Origin of the sequence: Microbacterium sp. SLBN-146, assembly GCF_006715145.1 — a bacterium.
Lineage (GTDB): Bacteria > Actinomycetota > Actinomycetes > Actinomycetales > Microbacteriaceae > Microbacterium.
Map to the genome: position 1 here is coordinate 1,253,359 of NZ_VFMR01000001.1, position 18,349 is coordinate 1,271,707.

Consider the following 18,349-nt stretch of genomic DNA (forward strand, 5'->3'; position numbering starts at 1 on the left):
GCGCGTGGCCGTCGATCGTGAGCGCGTCGCGGCGCTCGTCCGTGAACTCCTCGAAGCAATCGGGGAGGATCCCGCTCGACCGGGCCTGCGGATGACCCCGGAGCGGGTCGCTGATGCATACTCCGAGTTCTTCTCGGGGGTGGGGGTGGATGCCGCGGCCCCCCTCGCCCACACGATCTCGGTCTCGCGTGGGCCCGCCCCCGACACGCTCCCCTCGGGCGCGGTCGTGCTGCGCGGCATCCGATTCCGGTCGGTGTGCGAGCACCATCTGCTCCCGTTCCGCGGTCGTGCACACATCGCGTATCTTCCGGGGGAGCAGGTCGTCGGACTCGGCGCCCTCCCCAAGGTCGTCGACGTGCTCGCGTCGAGGCCTCAGGTGCAGGAGCGTCTGGGCGAACAGGTCGCCGACACGATCGCGTCGTCGCTCGACGCGCGGGGAGTCCTCGTTGTGCTCGAGGCGACCCACGAGTGCGTCACGATGCGGGGAGATCAGCAGTCCGACTCGTCGACCGTGACGATCGCTGCGCGCGGCGAGTTGGCAGAACCGGCCGCGCGTGCCGAGATCATCGCGCTTCTGGTTGCGGCGCGACCCGCTTTCGACACGGGTGACGGCCGATGACCCTCGTGATGGGGATCGTCAATGTCACGCCCGACTCCTTCAGCGACGGCGGCCGTTTCGTCGACCCGGATGCCGCGATCGCGCACGGCATGAGGCTCACGGCTGCCGGCGCCGATCTCGTCGATGTCGGGGGCGAGTCGACGCGGCCCGGCGCCGTGCGGGTCGAGCCGCAGATCGAGCGTGACCGCATCCTCCCGGTGATCGCCGAGCTTGCTCGCGCGGGTGTCGTCGTGAGCGTCGACACCATGAACGCCTCGACCGCGGTCGCCGCCGTCGAGGCCGGGGCGCGGATCGTCAACGACGTCTCGGGCGGTCTCGCCGACCCCGACCTCCTCCCGGCCGTCGCCGCGACGGATGCCGAGCTCGTGGTCGGACACTGGCGCGGACCGTCCGCCGATATGTACGCGAACGCGCAGTACGACGATGTCGTGGTCGAGGTGATCTCCGAGCTCGAAGCGCGCGTCGTCGCGGCTGCCGCGGCGGGAATCCCGCCCGCTCGACTGATCGTCGACCCGGGTATCGGCTTCGGCAAGCGCGCAGAGCAGAACTGGGCCGTGCTCCGCGGTCTCGATCGGATCGTGGGGGCGGGGCGTCGGGTGCTCGTGGGAACGAGCCGCAAGCGGATGCTCGCCGAGGTGCTCACCGTAGGCGAGGAGTCCGCCGGAGATGTGAGCGAGTCCCGGCGCGATCTCGCGACCGCCGTGGCGAGCGTGCTCGCGTGGCAGGCGGGGGCATGGGCAGTGCGCGTGCACGACGTCGCCGCGACGCGCGATGCGCTGAAGGTCGCCGGATGCTGGGAAGGGGAGCCGCGATGGACCGCGTCGACGAGATCACTCTGACGGGCGTTCGCGCCTTCGGTCGCCACGGTGTTTTCGCCCACGAGCGAGAGGACGGACAGGAGTTCGTCGTCGATGTCACGCTCGGTGTGTCGACTGTCCGCGCGGCTTCGACCGACGACGTCGTCGACACGGTGCACTACGGCGAGGTCGCCGAGCGGATCGTCGAGATCGTCGGCGGTGAGCCCGTGAACCTCATCGAGACGCTCGCCGTCCGCATCGCCGAGGATCTGCTGCGCCGCGACGCCGTGCTCTCCGTCGCCGTGACGGTGCACAAGCCATCGGCGCCGATCACGGTGCCGTTCCACGACGTCGCCGTGACAGTGCATCGCCGCAGTGTCGCTTCGACGACAAAGGAGGACTCCCGATGAGCCGCAACCTCGCCCAGGGGATCGAGGGCGGGCCGTCGCGCGATGCGAAGACCCCCGTCGATGCCGTCATCGCGCTCGGTTCCAACGTCGGCGATCGCGCCGCGACTCTTCGCGCCGCGCTCGAAGACCTCGCGCGTCTCCCGCTCGTCGTAGAGGTGAAGGCTTCGACAGCCGTCGTGTCGATCGCCGTCACCCCCGAGGGGCCCGACGAAGAGGCTCCGGCGTACCTCAACGCGGTCGCCATCCTCTCGACGCGCCTCGCGCCGTCGGTCCTGCTCGACTACCTCCATGCCATCGAGAACCGGCACGGCCGCGTGCGTCGCGAGCGGTGGGGCGACCGCACCCTCGACCTCGACCTCATCGCGTACGCCGATGTCACGAGCGACGACCCCGACCTCGAGTTGCCGCATCCACGTGCCGCTGAACGCGACTTCGTGCTCGAGCCGTGGCTCGCGGTCGATCCTGATGCGACCCTCCCCGGTCACGGGCGCGTCGACGCGCTGCTCGCCCGCCTGCGAGGATCCGAGTGAAGCGCACCCGCCCCAGCGTCCTCATCATCGCCGGGCTCGCCGGTGTCGCGGCAGGCTTCCTCCTCGATCAGGTCCTCACGAGCATGGGACGGTCGACCTTCACGCCCGCCGTCACTCTTCCGATCCTCCTCCTGTTGCTGGGCCTGCTCGTCGTGGCGCTGGCGATCCCCATCCGCCGTGCGACGAAGGGGACCGCGGGCGTCGTGGTCAATCCGTTCCGGGCCGTGCGCGTCGCCGCGCTGGCGAAGGCGTCGAGCATCGTCGGCGCGGTGTTCGGCGGTGCGGCCGCCGGCCTCGGGCTGTTCCTCGTGACTCGACCCGTCGTGCCGTCGATAGGCTCGACGGGTACCGTCATCGCGACGGTCGTCTGCGGTGCGGGTCTCGTCGCCGCGGGTCTCGTGGCGGAGCATTTGTGCACGATCCGAAAGGACGACGATGACGAACACCCCGGTCCCGACGACGCCGGATTCGAGCGACCCCGCCGTTGATGGAACGGACGGCGTCCTCGACGCGGGCACCTTCGATCGGATCAAGGAGCCGCGGGCGGAGAATCGTCTTCCCCTGGGCGACGGCACGTGGCATCAGCTCGCACGCCAGTACGTCTGGGTGCAGCTGATCTCGAGCGGGATCATCGCCGTGCTCGTCGTGGCCGCCACGCTCGTGCTGACCCTCGTGCTGGGGCAGATGTGGGCGTGGATCCCCGGCGGAATCATGACGGTGATCATGGTGTGGACGATAGCGATCACTCCGCGCCAGGCCCGGTCGTACGGCTACCAGCTGCGGCAGGACGACCTCGTCTTCCGGCGCGGAATCCTCTGGCAGCGCGTCGTGGCCGTGCCGTACGGACGGATGCAGCTCGTCGACATCACTCACGGGCCCCTCGACCGCGGGTTCGGGATCGCGCAGCTCAAGCTCGTGACCGCGGCCGCGACGACCGGTGTGACGATCCCGGGTCTTCGCCAAGAGGCTGCGGAGCGTCTGCGTGACACTCTCGTCGATGTGGCAGAAACCCGCCGGACCGGACTGTGAGCAGCATCCCCACCGGCTCCGAGGCTGCGCCGCCGCCCGAGCTCGTCCGATCGCATCTCAGCGACGGCGAATGGCATCGGCTTCACCCGTTGACGCCGTTCCTGCGCGGCGGATTCGCTCTCGTCGTCGTGGCGGGCATCGTCATCACGAATTTCCGTGACCGGCTGATCGAACTGTTCGTCCCCGAGCTGCGCGAGTACGCCGAGTACCCGGGTGATCCGCTCGACTGGGTGCTCGCGAACAACCTCATCCTCGTCGCGCTCCTCGCCGTCCTCGGAATCGTCCTCGTCCTCATCGGCGTCTTCTACATTTCGTGGCGCTTCCACACGTTCCGGATCACGGGCGACGATGTCGAGGTGCGAAGCGGCGTCCTGTTCCGCACGCATCGCCGCGCGCCCCTCGATCGCGTTCAAGGGGTCAACCTCACGCGGCCCATGGTCGCGCGACTCTTCGGCGCCGCGAAGCTCGAGGTCGTCGGCGCGGGAGCCGATGGGAACGTCAAGCTCGAGTACCTCTCGACAGGCAATGCCGAAGCCGTTCGGGCCGACATCCTGCGTCTCGCCTCGGGCGCCCAACTGGGCTCGGCGCAGGCGCAGGCGGAAGGCCCGCGCTCGCGGGTGTCGGCTGCGGCATCCGTCGTCTCTGCCGGGATCACGGGGATCATCGAAGGCGCCGAGGGTCCCGTCGCGGAGCCCGAGTCCGTCGTGCACATCCCGCTGGGCCGCCTCATCGGGTCTCGACTCCTCAGCGGTGCGACGGTGGGGCTGCTCTTCGCGATCGGCGCCATCGTCGTCGGGTCGATCGTCGGCACCCCGTGGATCCTCTTCGGCATGGTGCCGGCCGTCCTCGGTTTCGGCGCGTACTGGGTCTCGAGCATCACGAAGTCGCTCCGCTATTCGATCGCGCCGACTTCGAGCGGAGTCCGCATCACTTTCGGACTCTTCACGACGACGACCGAGATCCTCCCGCCCGGCAGAATCCACGCCGTGGAGGTCTCGCAGTCCGTGCTCTGGCGCCGATTCGGATGGTGGACGATCACCGTCAACCGTTTGTCCGGTCGCAGCGCCACCGATCCCGACGCCGACCAGTTCGCCACGGTGCTCCCGGTCGGTACGCGCGCAGATGTGGAGCGAGTGCTGCGGCTCATGCTGCCCGGGATGCCCGACGACCAATGGCCGGTCGTCTTCGAGCACGGCCTGCTCGGCCCCGCCGCTCATGATCCGTACACGAACACGCCGCAGCGCGCCCGGTGGCTGCGTCCGCTGTCGTGGCGTCGCAACGGCTTCGACCTCAGCGCGCACGCCCTGTTCGTGCGTCGTGGTTTCATCTGGCGCAAGCTCGGCATCTTCCCCCTCGCGCGACTTCAGAGCGTCGGGCTCACGCAGGGGCCCATCGATCGATCCCTCGGCGTCGCGAACCTTCATCCGCACACGATCACCGGCCCGGTCTCGGGGATCCTCGGCATCATCGATCGGGAAGCCGCACTCGCCGCCTTCGAACGAGTCGCGGCGAGCGTTGTCGCCGCGGTCGCCGGGGATCGGTCCCACCGCTGGGCGGAGACCACTGCGGATGCCGATACGGAGGAAGGTGCCGAAGAACCCGTCTCCGAGGCTGCGCCTGCCACGCACCGGACGGCTCCCGACGATCTGTCCGGCTCGAGCGCATCGCCGTTCTTGCTGCCACCGCCCCCCGTCGAGACGCCGTCCACCCCACCACCTTCTCCCCGGACTCTGCCCGACGGTGAGGTCGCGCCCGAGACGCGGAGGGACCCGTCGTGAACCGCGACGGACGACTCGGCGTCGGTGTCATCGGTGCCGGTCGTGTCGGCCCCGTCGTCGCGCTTGCACTCGCGGGCGCGGGCCACGCGATCGTCGGCATCACCCACGGCTCCGACGACGCCCGGATCGAGGCGCTTCTTCCGGGCGTCCCCCTTCTCGACGCCCTCGAAGTCGTCCGCCGCAGCGAACTCGTCGTGATCGCCGTGCCGCACGCGCAGCTCGCGGGGCTCGTCGCAGGACTCGCGGACATCGGCGCGTGGGCGCCGGGCCAGCTCGTGCTGCACACGGATCCGGCTGAAGGGGTCGGCGTCCTCGGGCCGGCCGTCTCGGGTGGAGCCATCCCCCTCGCAGTGCATCCCGCCATCGCCTTCACGGGCACGTCGATAGACCTGCGGCGTCTTGCGGGGGCGTTCGCCGCGGTGACGGCGCCGACGCCGGTTCTGCCCATCGCGCAGGCGCTCGCGGTCGAGCTCGGATGTGAGCCCGTCGTGGTCGCCGAGGCCGATCGCGCGGCATACGCCGAGGCGATCGTCACCGCGACGACGTTCTCGCGATCGATCGTCGAGCAATCCACGCGCCTCCTCGCGGAGATCGGTGTCGAGAGCCCGGGGTCCTACCTGTCTGCGCTCGTGCACGCGACGATCGATGACGCGTTGACCTCTGCCGGGACGTTCCCGCCTGCGATCGAGTTGCCGACGGAGGAGGGCTCCGCGTGACCGCGGGATCACGGCATCCATCGTCCTGACCCATCGTCGTCGACCGCGGATCGGCCACGGCCCGGGTGGCGCGCGCCGATAGACTTGGGGGCGATTGTGCGAGGAGCCGACCCCATGAGCGACACCCCCGAGACCGCCGAGGTCGATGACGTCTTCGAACAGAAGGCTGTCCGCCTGGCCAAGCGCGAGCGGCTCATCGAGGAGCGGTCGGACGCCGCGGGCGGAGCGTATCCCGTGTCGGTTCCCGTCACCGACACGATCCCCGATGTCCGCGCGCGCTTCGGTGAGCTCGAGGCAGGCGACGAGACCGGGGTCACCGTCGCGGTCGCGGGTCGCGTCGTCTTCAGCCGCAACACGGGCAAGCTCTGCTTCGCGACGCTTCAGGCAGGCGACGGCAGCCGCATCCAGGCCATGGTTTCTCTCGCCGCGGTGGGCGAGGAGTCGCTGCAGGCCTGGAAGGAGCTCGTCGACCTCGGCGATCACGTCTTCGTCGCGGGCGAGGTCATCTCGAGTCGCCGCGGCGAGCTGTCGATCATGGTCTCCGAGTGGCAGATCGCGGCGAAGGCGATCCTGCCGCTCCCGAACCTGTACACCGAGCTCAGCGAAGAGAGCCGGGTGCGCAGCCGCTACCTCGACCTCATCGCTCGTGATCGTGCGCGCGAGACGGTCATCGCTCGGGCGAAGGTGAACGCGAGCCTGCGGGCCACGTTCGCCGGTCACGACTTCATCGAGGTCGAGACGCCCATGCTGCAGGTGCAGCACGGCGGGGCGTCGGCTCGGCCGTTCGTGACGCATTCGAACGCCTTCGACGCCGAGCTCTACTTGCGGATTGCGCCCGAGCTTTTCCTCAAGCGCGCCGTGGTGGGCGGCATCGATCGGGTGTTCGAGATCAACCGCAACTTCCGCAACGAGGGGGCGGACTCGACCCACAGCCCCGAGTTCGCGATGCTCGAGGCCTACCAGTCGTACAGCGACTACAACGGCATCGCCGACCTGACGCAGGAACTCGTGCAGAACGCGGCGCGCGCCGTGGCGGGGTCGACGACCGTCGTCTGGGCGGACGGCACGGAGTACGACCTCGGCGGCGAGTGGGAACGCCTCTCGATGTACGGTTCGCTCTCGGCGGCATCCGGGCGCGACATCACCCCGGAGACGACGCTCGATGTGCTCGTGGCTTTCGCCGAGGAGTCCGGTGTCGAGGTTCCCGCCCACGCGACCCACGGAAAGCTCGTCGAAGAGCTGTGGGAGCACTTCGTCAAGCCCGGTCTCACCAAGCCGACCTTCGTGATGGACTTTCCCGTCGACACGAGTCCGCTCGTGCGCGAGCACCGCAGTGTTGCGGGCGTCGTCGAGAAGTGGGACCTGTACGTGCGAGGCTTCGAGTTGGCGACCGGTTATTCCGAGCTCGTCGACCCCGTCATCCAGCGAGAGAGATTCGTCGAGCAGGCGAAGCTCGCTGCACGCGGCGACGACGAGGCGATGCGCATCGATGAGGAGTTCCTCCGTGCGCTCGAGCACGGCATGCCCCCCACGGGCGGGATGGGCATGGGAATCGACCGACTTCTCATGGCGATCACCGGTCTCGGCATTCGCGAGACGATTCTCTTCCCCCTCGTGAAGTAGTCGGGAGCTTCTTCCGGCGTTCATGACCTCTGGAACGCCCAATCGGGAAGGTGGCCCGCCGAGACGAACGACATGACGATCTCGGCGAGCCCGTGCTCGGGCTCTTCTTCACACGCTCGCTCGGCGTACACCGCGGCGTGGGTGGACCTCCCGAGCGCCCATGCGATCCAGGCCGACGTGGCGAACGGGCCCGCTGCCTTGCCCTCGGGTGCAGCGGCAGCGATCCGTCGCACGATCTCCAGTGCGCGCAGGAGTCGACGAGGATCGGGCCGGCCACCCTCTCCCCACATGTTCATCGCGATATGGGGTGGATAGTCTTCGCCGTCCTCCCAGCGGAGTTGGGCATCGAGCGCCTCGTCGCCGGCGGAGAACCCGCGGCACCACTGGACCAGTGCGATGTCGCGGAGTGCCGGGCGTGCGAGGCACCATGTCAGCGTCGCCGCATCGAAGGGACTCAGGGCTTCGGCATTCCAATCGAGCACTCTCTCGAAGAGATCGGGAAGATCGTCGAGCGCGCACACCGCCGACAGTGCCCGCGGGTCGGTCGGACGCGCTGGATCGTCGGCCGGATCGTCGTCGGAAGCCCCGCAGACGACGCGAATGGCATCCTCGAGCGCGGTCAGGGCGTCGGCCAACGCCTCACGCTCGGTCGGGCCGATCAGCGGTAGTTCCGACCCCGACGCCTGATCGGCGTCGAGAGCATCCGGTGCTCGCTCGCCCGCGAGATGAGGGTGTCGCTCGTCATCGCCGAATCGGCCCCACATCGTCGGCGTGCTCCACAGCGTGTCGACGACCGCGAGGCCGCAGGCGTCGGAGCGGCTCTCCAACGCCGCGACGTAACGGCCGTGCGTGTCGGCGTCTTCCGACCAGACGGTGATCGCGACGGCATCGACGTTCGAGACTCGGCATGCCATTCCGACGACCGTCGCGGCGAGGCGGTCGACGTCGGCAGCGGTTGCGGGCAGGTCGTAGCGCACGGCGCCGAGAGTGCGGCTGCCGGAGAACGGGACCATAACGAGGCTGTCCCGCGGGTGGAATCCCAGCAGATGCGGGACCAGGGCGAGGAACTCCGCCGCGTTCGCGGCCTTCACGGTTTTCGTCATGGGAAGAGCGTGGCTCGCGGGATACGTCGGCGAGCGCCGCTCTGCGATACCGGTGGAATCTCGGGTGGGAGCCCCGCCCTGGGGAGGCGTCGATGCGGGCGGGTATCCTGGAGACATGGAGAGTTACTGGGTCGCGGTGCTGTGGTCGCTGCTTCCCACCGTCGTGGTGAGCCTTCTGTTCTTCTTCGTCCTGCGCAGCGTCGTCCGCGCCGACCGGAACGAGCGGAAGAAGTACGCGCGGATCGAGGCGCAGGAACGCGCGAAGCTCGGGCTTCCGCCCCGCTCCGACGACGGTCCCGCTGCACCGGCAGCGCCGCGTCCCTGACCCCCACTACGCTGGGCAGAACGCCGGGCAGAAGAGGGGGGACCATGCAGCTGAGCATCACGTTCGACTGGACATGGCTCGTCATCGTCCTCTTCATCGTCGACCTTGCGGTGCGCGTGACAGCCGTCATCGTCGTGCCGCGCAATCGTCGTCCCACGGCTGCGATGGCCTGGCTCCTGGCGATCTACTTCATTCCCCTCGTCGGGGTGTTCCTCTTCCTCTTGATCGGAAACCCGCGTCTTCCGCGGAAGCGCCGCAAGAAGCAGGAGCAGATCAACCAATACATCAGTGAGACGAGCGAGAACCTCGACTTCGGAACGCTGCGTCCGCACGCACCGCAGTGGTTCACCTCGCTCGTGACGCTCAACCGCAACCTGGGCGCCATGCCCCTCGCGGGTGACAACGCAGCGCACCTCATCTCGGATTATCAAGCGAGCCTCGACGCCATGGCCGATGAGATCCGCGCGGCGAAGCGTTACGTCCACGTCGAGTTCTACATCCTGCAGTCCGACGCATCGACCGACAACTTCTTCCGCGCGCTCGAAGAGGTCTGCGCCCGCGGAGTCGTCGTGCGCGTGCTCCTCGACCACTGGGCGAACCGCGGAAAGCCGTTCTACAAGGCCACGACCCGGCGTCTCGACGCGATGGGGGCGCATTGGCGGCTCATGCTCCCCGTCCAGCCGTTCAAGCGCAAGTACCAGCGACCCGACCTCCGCAACCACCGGAAGCTCCTCGTCGTCGACGGGCTCGTCGCGTTCACGGGATCCCAGAACGTGACCGACTCGACCTACAACCTCCCGAAGAACATCCGGAGGGGCCTGCACTGGGTCGATCTGATGGCGCGGATCGAAGGCCCCGTCGTGGCATCCGTCAACGCCGTCTTCCTCAGCGACTGGTATAGCGAGACCGACGAAGTGCTCACCGACGAGATCGACCTGTTCGACGTGAAGTCGGGGCCGGGAGACCTGGACTGCCAGATCGTGCCGTCGGGCCCTGGGTTCGAGTTCCAGAACAACCTCAAGCTGTTCGCGGGTCTTCTGTACGCCGCGCAACGCAAGATCATCATCGTCAGCCCCTACTTCGTGCCCGACGAGGCACTGCTGCTCGGCATCACCACGGCGTGCCAGCGCGGCATCCACGTCGAGCTCTTCGTCTCCGAAGAGGGGGATCAGGCCCTCGTCTATCACGCGCAGCGCAGCTACTACGAAGCGCTCCTGCGGGCGGGCGTCAAGATCTGGATGTACCAGAGGCCGTACATCCTCCACTCCAAGTCGATGACGATCGACGACGAGGTCGCGATCATCGGGTCGAGCAACATGGACATGCGCTCGTTCGGTCTCAACCTCGAGATCTCGATGCTCGTGCGCGGCGAGGAGTTCGTGCGTCAGATGCGCGACGTCGAGCAGCAGTACCGTCACCTCAGCCGCGAACTGACGCTCGACGAATGGCGGCAGCAACCCCTTCGATCGACTGTGCTCGATAACCTCGCTCGCCTCACCTCTGCGCTTCAGTAGGTCCCGCGCCCGGTCTGTTCGCAGGCATTCGTGACGAGGGTGTTATCGAGTCCTCTGAGATTATCTGCGCGGGTGCGACACCATAGGGGGGACGGATGCCGCGGCATCCTGTTCTTGCTCTGCCACCGATCGAAGGCTCGCCATGAACCGCTCCGCACGCACCGCACTTTCCGCTCTTGCCGTCGCACTGCTCGCCGCGGGAACGCTCGCCGGGTGCGCGACGGCGACCGATCGGGCCGGATCCGGAACGCCGAGCGACTCGTCGCAGCCGGACACCGAACTCGCGACCGACCTCGAGCTGGAGGCCGCGTGGCTCGATAGCGGCCGCATGATCGGGATCATCTCCCAGGGAAGCTCGACGTGTGTGCCGACCGCAGGTGACGTGTCGTTCGCGAACGGTGTCATCGAGGTCGAGTTCGTCGAGCCGGAGGCGGACACCCCGTGCACGCGCGACCTCGTGCCCCGCGTGACGCTCGTCGCGACGCCCGAGGGGGTCGACCCGACGCAGGATGTCGAGATCCGCGTGACCGGCGACGGCTATGTCGGCGACACCGACCTGGACGGCGTCGCGGGCCTCGCGCTCGGCGGTGAGACCGATTACCAGCCCTCGGCCGGATGGGCCGATGACGACGACATCGTCATCCTCACGTGGGGCTCTTCGAGCTGCGTGCCCGTCATCGAGTCCGTCGAGGCAACGTCGGCGACCGAGGCCACCGTGACGTTCGTCACTCCGCCCGCCGACCAGGTGTGCACGATGGACATGGCCCCTCGCGGCGTCGTGGCCCAGATCCCCGACCTCGACGACGACGGTGAGACCTTCGTGATCCTTCAGGGCGCCGAGTTCGACAACGTACGCGTTCCGATCATCGGCAACGACTGATCCCACCGCGCGCGCCGCGCGACCGCGCCGCGCGCGACGCAGGTTCACTTGTCTTGAATGGCGGCCTTCGCGGTCGGCACGCAGCCTTTTGCGACAAGTGAACGGATGATGCCCGTGTACGCGCGCCGAAAGGGTGCCCGTCGCCGGAGCCGCCCTCCGCTCACTTGTCTCGAACGGCGACTTCTCGGCGCACCACCTCGCCATTTGCGACAAGTGAGGCGCGTGAATCGGGGGGCACGCGCGCCTGTGGAGAGCGGAAGTTGTCCACCGATGCGGGCACCGGGCCACCGCAGGGGTCGGCAGGATGCCACCCTTCTCGGGTGAGGCCCCGACCACTTCCCGATGAGATCGTTGTTCCGTTCTCCGTGGCATCCGCTCGAGCCAATGCCCTCTCCCGGTCGCGGTTGCGCGCTTCGGACTTGACGGCACCGTTCCACGGGATGCGCACCCACACCGGTCGATCGGGCGATGAGTGCGAGGCATCCGTGCTCCGGCGCGTCGGGGAGTACGCCGTTCGGATGCCGTCGACGCAGTTCTTCTGCCTCGTGTCGGCCTGCGTCCTTTGGAATGCACCCCTCCCGCCGTCGGCCTTCTTCACCCTCGCGGACGACGGCACCTGGAAGGACCGTCCGCTCGATGTCGGGGTGACTCTGCCTGCTCGCGCTCCGCGTTGCGACGGCGTGCGGGGGCGGTCGGTGAATCCCGGGTGGGCTGACGTCGTCGAGCATCCGCTGTCGGGCCTTCCCTTGACGAGTCCTGCCTCGACGTGGGCGATGATGGGCCAGTTCCTCGCGGACGACGACCTCATCGCGCTGGGGGATGCCATGGTCCGCGAACCGATGCATCCGGATGACCCTCCCGCGCTCGCGAGTCTCGCGGCACTCGACACGGCGATCGCGGTAGGCCGGCGCCCCGGCATCCCACGCCTCAGGGAGGCATTGCCCTTCATCCGGACGCGATCGCGCTCGCGCCAGGAGACTCGGCTGCGGCTCGCACTGACCCGCGATGCTCGTCTGCCCGAGCCGTCGCTCAACTGGCCTGTGTACATCGACGAGGTCGTGGTGGCGTTGATCGACGTGGCCTACCCGCGCGTGCGGGTGGGCTTCGAGTACGAGGGTGAGCAGCACCTGACGGATGCCGCGCAATGGGCGAAGGACATTCGTCGCTACGAGATGCTCGCCGATCTCGGCTGGCGGATCATCCGCGTCACGAAGTCCGACCTCGATCTGGAGCGGACGGCCTTCATCCGGCGGGCGCGCGCCGCCGTCGCAGCATCCGTCCGCGCAGCCGACGCGTAGCTCCCAGGTCGCGCATCGGGCTGTGGCTCCCGCTCACTTGTCTCAAAGGGCGGGGTGTGGGCGGACGGAGTCGCCATTTGCGACAAGTAAGCGAAGAGAGGCGTGCCGCCCGTGCGCTCACTTGTCTTGCATGGTGGGTTGGGTCGCGGCGGAGTCGCCATTCGCGACAAGTGAGCGGAGGGATGGGCGCGCGGGAGAAGGAGCGCGGGCGTCTGCTCACTTGTCTTGAATGGGGGGTTGGGTCGCGGCGAGGTCGCCTTTTGCGACAAGTGAGCGGAGGGGCGGCGTCAGTGGCCGTCGGCGCGGACGAGGAGGTCGCCGATCTCGCAGTCGAGGGCGCGGCAGATGGCAGACAGAGTCGAGTAGCGGATGGCGCGAGCCCGGTCGTTCTTGAGCACCGAGAGGTTCACGACCGACACCCCTACGAGCTCCGACAGGCGGGTGAGGGTCATGCCGCGCTCGGCGAGCAGCTCGTCGAGGCGGCAGTGGACTCCGCTGGGTCCGTCGTCGTCGGGGTCGACGGGAGTCATACGAGACCCGCCGTGTCACGCTCGAGCCGTGCGCCGTAGCGGAAGACCGCGGCCAGAGCGGCGAGGGCGAGGGCTGCGCCGAACGGCCACATCTGCACGGTCAGATTGTAGGTCGCGACGGCGCCCGTCGCGTCGGGGTCTGCCGACGAGGGAAATACCTCGAGAGCGGCGAGTCCGCGGCCGACGCCCGTCGCCAGATCACCGGCGATGCCTCCGACCAGGATCACGATCGCCGTCACGAGCAGCGTGCGGCTCGTGACCCGCGCGAATGCTGCGCCGCGAAGGAGCTGGAAGCAGATGACCCCGATTGCGGCGGCGGGGGTTGCAATGAGCAGCGCGCCGATGAACTGCCCCGTCGCGAGGAGCGCGCGCGTTCCGAACGGCAGGCCGACGATCGACGCGTTCACCTCGCCCACGCTCGCGCATTCCAGGTAGGTGGTTGCGTCACTCACACGCGTCGATCCGCACGCGACGCCCTCATTCCACGGCACCGAGACGGGGAGGTCGTCCACCCAGACGGTGCCTCCTGTGAGCGTCTGCGCGATCGCGAACGGCGTCGCGATCACGAAGAGCGCGACCCACACCGCCGAGATCGCGAGGGCGGAATCGATGAGGACCGTCGTGCTCCGCCGCCAGCGCGCGATGAGCACGACAACCCCCACGATCGCCGCGACGATCAGGAGATACAGGCCGATCGACCACAGGGCCCCGGCGAGGTCGGATGTACTGGTGCTCATCAGACGAGTCCCTTCGTGTCGCTCTGGAGCTTCACTCCGTAGCTGAAGACGATCGACAGCGCGAGGACGCCGATCCCCGCGAGGAGCACGGTCGGGTCGAAGGTGAACCCGACGACGAAGACGTCTCCCGCGATCGGGTTGAGCTCGTCGGCCGCCATCATGCGCCCGAGTCCGCCGAGTCCGACCGAGAGGATGCTGCCGATGAGGAGCGCCGCACCGGCGATCTGCGTCGCGGTGATGAGGGCACGGTGGAACGGGCGGCGCCACATCAGCAGGAGGAGGAAGAAGACGACGGCGGCGATCGTCACCGCTGCCGTCAGCGCACCGAAGAGGACACCGAGCCCGAGGAGCCAGCGCGCCGCGTCGCTGAGTCCCGTCGCCACGACCCAGGAGGACTCGAACGTCGCGGACGAGATCGTGGCTCCGGCATCCGTCGTCCCCGAGGCCGGGAGATCGGTGAACGTCAGCAATGAGACGGACGTCTCGTCGTTCGCGATGAGGACGAGTTGGCGGACGGCGGGAAGCAGCAGCGCCAAGCCGATCACGGCGGCGGCGGACATCAGGAGGATGAGGATGCCCCGCTCCATGCCTTTCGAGACGGGGGTGGGTGGCGTATCGCGTTGCATGAGTCCAGCTCCTTATCGATCATCGTTACTATCGATAAGCGTTAACATAACGATTCTCGATACGGTTGGCAAGCACGCCCGCTCTGGCCGCGGTATGCCCACGGCGAACACGGGCATGCGGTCCCCGGGCCCTCGTTACCCTCGTGTGTAGACGCGATCAGAGCGTCTGGCCGGAGGTATGGAGATGTTCGAGAGATTCACGGATCGCGCCCGACGCGTGGTTGTGCTCGCCCAAGAAGAGGCGAAGATGCTCAACCACAACTACATCGGCACCGAGCACATCCTGCTCGGGCTGATCCACGAGGGGGAAGGTGTCGCCGCCAAGGCGCTCGAATCCCTCGGTATCTCGCTCGACGCCGTGCGCGAGCAGGTCCAGGACATCATCGGCCAGGGACAGCAGCAGCCGACGGGTCATATCCCGTTCACGCCGCGCGCGAAGAAGGTCCTCGAGCTGTCTCTGCGTGAAGCGCTGCAGCTCGGCCACAACTACATCGGCACGGAGCACATCCTGCTGGGACTCATCCGCGAGGGTGAGGGCGTCGCCGCACAGGTGCTCGTCAAGCTCGGCGCAGACCTCAACAAGGTGCGTCAGCAGGTCATCCAGCTCCTCAGCGGCTACCAGGGCAAGGAGCCCGCGGGTGTCGCGGCCGGCGCCGGCGAGCAGCAGGCGCAGGGTGCACAGGGCGGTTCGGCCGTCCTCGACCAGTTCGGACGGAACCTCACGCAGGCGGCGCGCGACAACAAGCTCGACCCCGTGATCGGGCGCGAGAAGGAGATCGAGCGGGTCATGCAGATCCTCTCGCGTCGCTCCAAGAACAACCCCGTCCTCATCGGCGAGCCCGGTGTCGGAAAGACCGCCGTCGTCGAGGGTCTCGCGCAGGCGATCGTCAAGAACGACGTCCCCGAGACGCTCAAGGACAAGCAGGTCTACTCGCTCGACCTCGGGTCGCTCATCGCCGGGTCCCGCTACCGCGGTGACTTTGAGGAGCGCCTCAAGAAGGTCACGAAGGAGATCCGCACGCGCGGTGACATCATCGTCTTCATCGATGAGATCCACACGCTCGTGGGTGCGGGAGCCGCCGAGGGCGCGATCGACGCGGCCTCCATCCTCAAGCCCCTCCTCGCGCGCGGTGAGCTCCAGACGATCGGTGCCACGACGCTCGACGAGTACCGGAAGCACTTCGAGAAGGATGCCGCGCTCGAGCGCCGCTTCCAGCCGATCCAGGTCGCCGAGCCGAGCCTTCCCCACGCGATCAACATCCTCAAAGGGCTGCGCGACCGCTACGAGGCGCACCACAAGGTGCAGATCACGGATGGCGCGATCGTCGCGGCGGCGAACCTGGCCGACCGCTACATCTCCGACCGGTTCCTGCCCGACAAGGCGATCGACCTGATCGATGAGGCGGGTGCGCGCCTGCGGCTCAGCATCCTCTCGAGCCCGCCGGAGCTGCGCGAGTTCGACGAGAAGATCGCGAACGTGCGCCAGAGCAAGGAGCAGGCGTCGGAGGACCAGGACTTCGAGAAGGCGGCATCGCTGCGTGACGAGGAGAAGTCGCTCCTCGCCGAGCGCCTGCGCCTCGAGAAGCAGTGGAAGTCGGGCGACGTCGCGACGCACGCCGTCGTCGACGAGGGCCTGATCGCCGAAGTGCTCGCCCAGGCCACCGGCATCCCCGTCTTCAAGCTGACGGAGGAGGAGTCGAGCCGTCTCGTCTTCATGGAGAAGGCGCTCCACCAGCGCGTCGTCGGTCAGGAAGAGGCGATCGCCGCGCTCTCCAAGACGATCCGCCGCCAGCGCGCGGGGCTCAAAGACCCCAAGCGTCCGTCGGGCTCGTTCATCTTCGCCGGCCCCACGGGCGTCGGAAAGACCGAGCTCGCCAAGGCGCTCGCCGAGTTCCTCTTCGACGACGAGGCCGCTCTGATCTCGCTCGACATGTCGGAGTTCGGTGAGAAGCACACTGTTTCGCGCCTGTTCGGTGCCCCTCCCGGATTCGTCGGGTTCGAAGAGGGCGGTCAGCTCACCGAGAAGGTGCGCCGGAAGCCGTTCTCGGTCGTGCTCTTCGACGAGATCGAGAAGGCTCACCCCGACATCTTCAACTCGCTCCTGCAGATCCTCGAAGAGGGTCGCCTGACCGACGGTCAGGGGCGCGTCATCGACTTCAAGAACACCGTCATCATCATGACGACCAACCTGGGTTCGTCGGCGATCGCCGGTGGTCCCGTTGGGTTCCAGGTCGAGGGCAATGCCGCGACGAGCTACGAGCGCATGAAGGGCAAGGTCGACGAGGAGCTCAAGCGCAACTTCAAGCCCGAGTTCCTCAACCGCCTCGACGACGTCATCGTCTTCCCGCAGCTGTCGAAGGATGAACTGCGCCAGATCGTGGGCCTCTTCACGAAGCGCCTCGGCGACCGCCTGCTCGACCGCGACATGACGCTCGAGCTGTCGGATGCCGCGAAGGACAAGCTCATCGAGATCGGGTTCGACCCGACGCTCGGCGCGCGGCCCCTTCGCCGTGCGATGCAGCGCGAGGTCGAGGATCGTCTCAGTGAGAAGATCCTGCACGGCGAGCTCAACGCGGGAGACCACGTGAAGGTCGATGTCGAGAACGGCGAGTTCGCTTTCGAGCACGGCCCGCGCGGCGACCGGGTTGCGGTCGGAGCGCTGACCTCGGGTGACATCGCGACGACTCCGGATCTCGCCGCCAACAGCTGATCCACACCTCTCGCGAGGTCGCGAACGAAGAGCGGATGCCACGTGGCATCCGCTCTTCGTTCTTATCGGCGTCCGCCGCTAGCTCGAGACGGGCCGGAGCGACGCGATGTAGTCGAGCTTGTCGAGTACGCGCGGGGCGATGACGAAGGGGTACAGGTCGTCTTTCCCGAGTGAGCGATTCACGAGGTTGAGCGCGCGTGCGAGCGGCATCCACACTTCGGTGACGAGATCGCGGAAGCGCTCCCGTCCGACGAGCTCGACGGGGGCGACGAGGCCGGATTCGACGGCCGTCTCGATCGTGTCGCAGATGTGGAGGTAGTGCGCCCACGTCTCGGCGAAGTCTTCGTAGGGGTGCATCGTCGCGTAGGCTGAGATGTAGTGCTCCGGCCAGTCGCTGGGCGGACCCTCCGCGTAGTGGCGGTCGACGGATGCCGCGTAGTCAGTCGTCTCGTCACCGAACAGTTCTCGCGCACGGGAGCGCCGGGCCTCGTCGTCGCTCCGCTCCACGAGCTGCCACTCGAAGTAGTGGCCGACCTCGTGACGGAAGTGGCCGAGCATCGTGCGATACGGCTCGTCGAGCTGTCGCCGCACGCGTTCCCGATGCGAGTCGTCTCCCTCTGCGAGGTCGATCGTGATGACCCCGTCGGCGTGGGCGATCATGACGTCGGCCGCGGTCGACGAGAGCAGATCGAAGGCGAGTCCGTTCACGGCATCCGTCGTCTTGCCCACGACGGGAAAGCCGAGCGCATCCAGGTCGGCGATCAGGTGCCGTTTCGCCCGCTCGGCGACGGGGAAGTTGCGGATGCCGGCGGCGTCGGCGTCGTTGGGCCGCGTGCGGGTGAGGTCGCAGCTCTCGCACTGACCCCCCTCGAGGCGTGCGAGCCATGTGCATCCCGACAACGAGAGGTTCCTGCACACGTGCCAGATCCACCCCTCGGCGTCGACGTAGACACCGCGGGCGTCGACCGGCACGATCGCGCGTTCACCGCGCGAGTAGCCGAGGGCCGTCCCGCACGAGACGCACACCGAGTTCTCGAAATAGAGGGGATTGCCGCAGACGCGACAGCGGTAGGCCTTCATTCGGCGATCCTGTCACACGCGGGCGCTTGCGGCGGTGGGTGGTG

General features: G+C 67.9%; 19 protein-coding genes. 14 read left to right on the forward strand and 5 right to left on the reverse strand.

Going from position 1 to position 18,349, the window contains the following annotated elements; all coding sequences use genetic code 11:
- Positions 1 to 4 precede the first annotated feature (4 nt).
- From folE to lysS, 9 genes are all read left to right on the forward strand, one after another.
- Positions 5 to 619 (forward strand): GTP cyclohydrolase I, encoded by a 615-nt coding sequence (folE, locus tag FBY39_RS05400; protein WP_141930834.1) that lies wholly within the window; start codon positions 5 to 7, stop codon positions 617 to 619.
- Positions 616 to 1,458 (forward strand): dihydropteroate synthase, encoded by an 843-nt coding sequence (gene folP, locus FBY39_RS05405; protein ID WP_141930836.1) that lies wholly within the window; start codon positions 616 to 618, stop codon positions 1,456 to 1,458. Before folE ends, folP begins: the two co-directional genes overlap by 4 nt.
- Positions 1,431 to 1,826, forward strand: coding sequence for a dihydroneopterin aldolase (gene folB, locus FBY39_RS05410; protein ID WP_141930838.1), 396 nt, complete (start codon positions 1,431 to 1,433; stop codon positions 1,824 to 1,826). The genes folP and folB overlap by 28 nt, the downstream gene beginning before the upstream one ends.
- The gene (gene folK / locus FBY39_RS05415; RefSeq protein WP_141930840.1) at positions 1,823 to 2,356 is read left to right on the forward strand and encodes a 2-amino-4-hydroxy-6-hydroxymethyldihydropteridine diphosphokinase; all 534 of its coding nucleotides are present in this window, start codon (positions 1,823 to 1,825) and stop codon (positions 2,354 to 2,356) included. The genes folB and folK overlap by 4 nt, the downstream gene beginning before the upstream one ends.
- Positions 2,353 to 2,844, forward strand: coding sequence for a DUF3180 family protein (locus FBY39_RS05420; RefSeq protein WP_141930842.1), 492 nt, complete (start codon positions 2,353 to 2,355; stop codon positions 2,842 to 2,844). Before folK ends, FBY39_RS05420 begins: the two co-directional genes overlap by 4 nt.
- On the forward strand, positions 2,792 to 3,385 hold the full coding sequence (locus FBY39_RS05425) for a PH domain-containing protein (protein WP_141930844.1): 594 nt from the start codon (positions 2,792 to 2,794) through the stop codon (positions 3,383 to 3,385). The genes FBY39_RS05420 and FBY39_RS05425 overlap by 53 nt, the downstream gene beginning before the upstream one ends.
- Positions 3,382 to 5,163: a PH domain-containing protein gene (locus FBY39_RS05430; protein WP_260837457.1), complete on the forward strand. Its 1,782-nt coding sequence runs from the start codon at positions 3,382 to 3,384 to the stop codon at positions 5,161 to 5,163. Before FBY39_RS05425 ends, FBY39_RS05430 begins: the two co-directional genes overlap by 4 nt.
- Complete coding sequence (locus tag FBY39_RS05435; protein ID WP_141930846.1) at positions 5,160 to 5,879, forward strand: DUF2520 domain-containing protein; 720 nt, start codon at positions 5,160 to 5,162, stop codon at positions 5,877 to 5,879. The genes FBY39_RS05430 and FBY39_RS05435 overlap by 4 nt, the downstream gene beginning before the upstream one ends.
- Positions 5,880 to 5,993: 114 nt before the next feature.
- Positions 5,994 to 7,502: a lysine--tRNA ligase gene (gene lysS, locus FBY39_RS05440; protein ID WP_141930848.1), complete on the forward strand. Its 1,509-nt coding sequence runs from the start codon at positions 5,994 to 5,996 to the stop codon at positions 7,500 to 7,502.
- 20 nt (positions 7,503 to 7,522) lie between these two features.
- On the opposite strand, the gene FBY39_RS05445 is transcribed toward lysS, so the two are convergent.
- Entirely contained in the window at positions 7,523 to 8,605 is a 1,083-nt protein-coding gene (locus tag FBY39_RS05445; protein ID WP_141930850.1) for a DUF4192 family protein, read from the reverse strand.
- Between the two features lie 115 nt (positions 8,606 to 8,720).
- Between FBY39_RS05445 and FBY39_RS05450 the strand changes: the two genes are divergently transcribed.
- From FBY39_RS05450 to FBY39_RS05465, 4 genes are all read left to right on the forward strand, one after another.
- Positions 8,721 to 8,930, forward strand: a complete 210-nt coding sequence (locus FBY39_RS05450) for a hypothetical protein (RefSeq protein WP_141930851.1) — start codon at positions 8,721 to 8,723, stop codon at positions 8,928 to 8,930.
- Between the two features lie 44 nt (positions 8,931 to 8,974).
- Positions 8,975 to 10,444: a cardiolipin synthase gene (gene cls, locus FBY39_RS05455; RefSeq protein ID WP_141930853.1), complete on the forward strand. Its 1,470-nt coding sequence runs from the start codon at positions 8,975 to 8,977 to the stop codon at positions 10,442 to 10,444.
- A 142-nt stretch (positions 10,445 to 10,586) separates the two neighbouring features.
- A complete protein-coding gene (locus FBY39_RS05460) occupies positions 10,587 to 11,324 on the forward strand; it encodes a hypothetical protein (RefSeq protein ID WP_141930855.1) in 738 nt (245 codons plus the stop codon).
- A 440-nt stretch (positions 11,325 to 11,764) separates the two neighbouring features.
- A complete protein-coding gene (locus tag FBY39_RS05465) occupies positions 11,765 to 12,622 on the forward strand; it encodes a hypothetical protein (RefSeq protein WP_186336922.1) in 858 nt (285 codons plus the stop codon).
- Between the two features lie 287 nt (positions 12,623 to 12,909).
- On the opposite strand, the gene FBY39_RS05470 is transcribed toward FBY39_RS05465, so the two are convergent.
- From FBY39_RS05470 to FBY39_RS05480, 3 genes are read right to left on the reverse strand one after another with little or no spacing between them, the layout of a single operon-like run.
- Positions 12,910 to 13,152, reverse strand: coding sequence for a helix-turn-helix transcriptional regulator (locus tag FBY39_RS05470; protein ID WP_141930857.1), 243 nt, complete (start codon positions 13,150 to 13,152; stop codon positions 12,910 to 12,912).
- Positions 13,149 to 13,889 (reverse strand): hypothetical protein, encoded by a 741-nt coding sequence (locus FBY39_RS05475; RefSeq protein ID WP_141930859.1) that lies wholly within the window; start codon positions 13,887 to 13,889, stop codon positions 13,149 to 13,151. Before FBY39_RS05475 ends, FBY39_RS05470 begins: the two co-directional genes overlap by 4 nt.
- Positions 13,889 to 14,515, reverse strand: coding sequence for a hypothetical protein (locus tag FBY39_RS05480; RefSeq protein WP_141930861.1), 627 nt, complete (start codon positions 14,513 to 14,515; stop codon positions 13,889 to 13,891). Before FBY39_RS05480 ends, FBY39_RS05475 begins: the two co-directional genes overlap by 1 nt.
- 184 nt (positions 14,516 to 14,699) lie before the next feature.
- On the opposite strand from FBY39_RS05480, the gene FBY39_RS05485 reads away from it, so the two are divergent.
- Positions 14,700 to 17,225, forward strand: coding sequence for an ATP-dependent Clp protease ATP-binding subunit (locus FBY39_RS05485; protein ID WP_141930863.1), 2,526 nt, complete (start codon positions 14,700 to 14,702; stop codon positions 17,223 to 17,225).
- 78 nt (positions 17,226 to 17,303) lie between these two features.
- On the opposite strand, the gene FBY39_RS05490 is transcribed toward FBY39_RS05485, so the two are convergent.
- Complete coding sequence (locus tag FBY39_RS05490; RefSeq protein ID WP_141930865.1) at positions 17,304 to 18,305, reverse strand: putative zinc-binding metallopeptidase; 1,002 nt, start codon at positions 18,303 to 18,305, stop codon at positions 17,304 to 17,306.
- Positions 18,306 to 18,349: the final 44 nt, after the last annotated feature.

Bases quoted from the DNA above. Each gene is read 5' to 3' on its own strand.
- lysS (WP_141930848.1), top strand. From the start codon at position 5,994: ATGAGCGACACCCCCGAGACCGCCGAGGTCGATGACGTCTTCGAACAG.
- FBY39_RS05460 (WP_141930855.1), top strand. From the start codon at position 10,587: ATGAACCGCTCCGCACGCACCGCACTTTCCGCTCTTGCCGTCGCACTG.
- folB (WP_141930838.1), top strand. From the start codon at position 1,431: ATGGACCGCGTCGACGAGATCACTCTGACGGGCGTTCGCGCCTTCGGT.
- FBY39_RS05450 (WP_141930851.1), top strand. From the start codon at position 8,721: ATGGAGAGTTACTGGGTCGCGGTGCTGTGGTCGCTGCTTCCCACCGTC.
- FBY39_RS05485 (WP_141930863.1), top strand. From the start codon at position 14,700: ATGTTCGAGAGATTCACGGATCGCGCCCGACGCGTGGTTGTGCTCGCC.
- FBY39_RS05480 (WP_141930861.1), bottom strand. From the start codon at position 14,515: ATGCAACGCGATACGCCACCCACCCCCGTCTCGAAAGGCATGGAGCGG.
- folK (WP_141930840.1), top strand. From the start codon at position 1,823: ATGAGCCGCAACCTCGCCCAGGGGATCGAGGGCGGGCCGTCGCGCGAT.
- cls (WP_141930853.1), top strand. From the start codon at position 8,975: ATGCAGCTGAGCATCACGTTCGACTGGACATGGCTCGTCATCGTCCTC.
- FBY39_RS05445 (WP_141930850.1), bottom strand. From the start codon at position 8,605: ATGACGAAAACCGTGAAGGCCGCGAACGCGGCGGAGTTCCTCGCCCTG.
- FBY39_RS05490 (WP_141930865.1), bottom strand. From the start codon at position 18,305: ATGAAGGCCTACCGCTGTCGCGTCTGCGGCAATCCCCTCTATTTCGAG.
- FBY39_RS05465 (WP_186336922.1), top strand. From the start codon at position 11,765: ATGCGCACCCACACCGGTCGATCGGGCGATGAGTGCGAGGCATCCGTG.
- FBY39_RS05470 (WP_141930857.1), bottom strand. From the start codon at position 13,152: ATGACTCCCGTCGACCCCGACGACGACGGACCCAGCGGAGTCCACTGC.
- folP (WP_141930836.1), top strand. From the start codon at position 616: ATGACCCTCGTGATGGGGATCGTCAATGTCACGCCCGACTCCTTCAGC.
- FBY39_RS05475 (WP_141930859.1), bottom strand. From the start codon at position 13,889: ATGAGCACCAGTACATCCGACCTCGCCGGGGCCCTGTGGTCGATCGGC.
- FBY39_RS05425 (WP_141930844.1), top strand. From the start codon at position 2,792: ATGACGAACACCCCGGTCCCGACGACGCCGGATTCGAGCGACCCCGCC.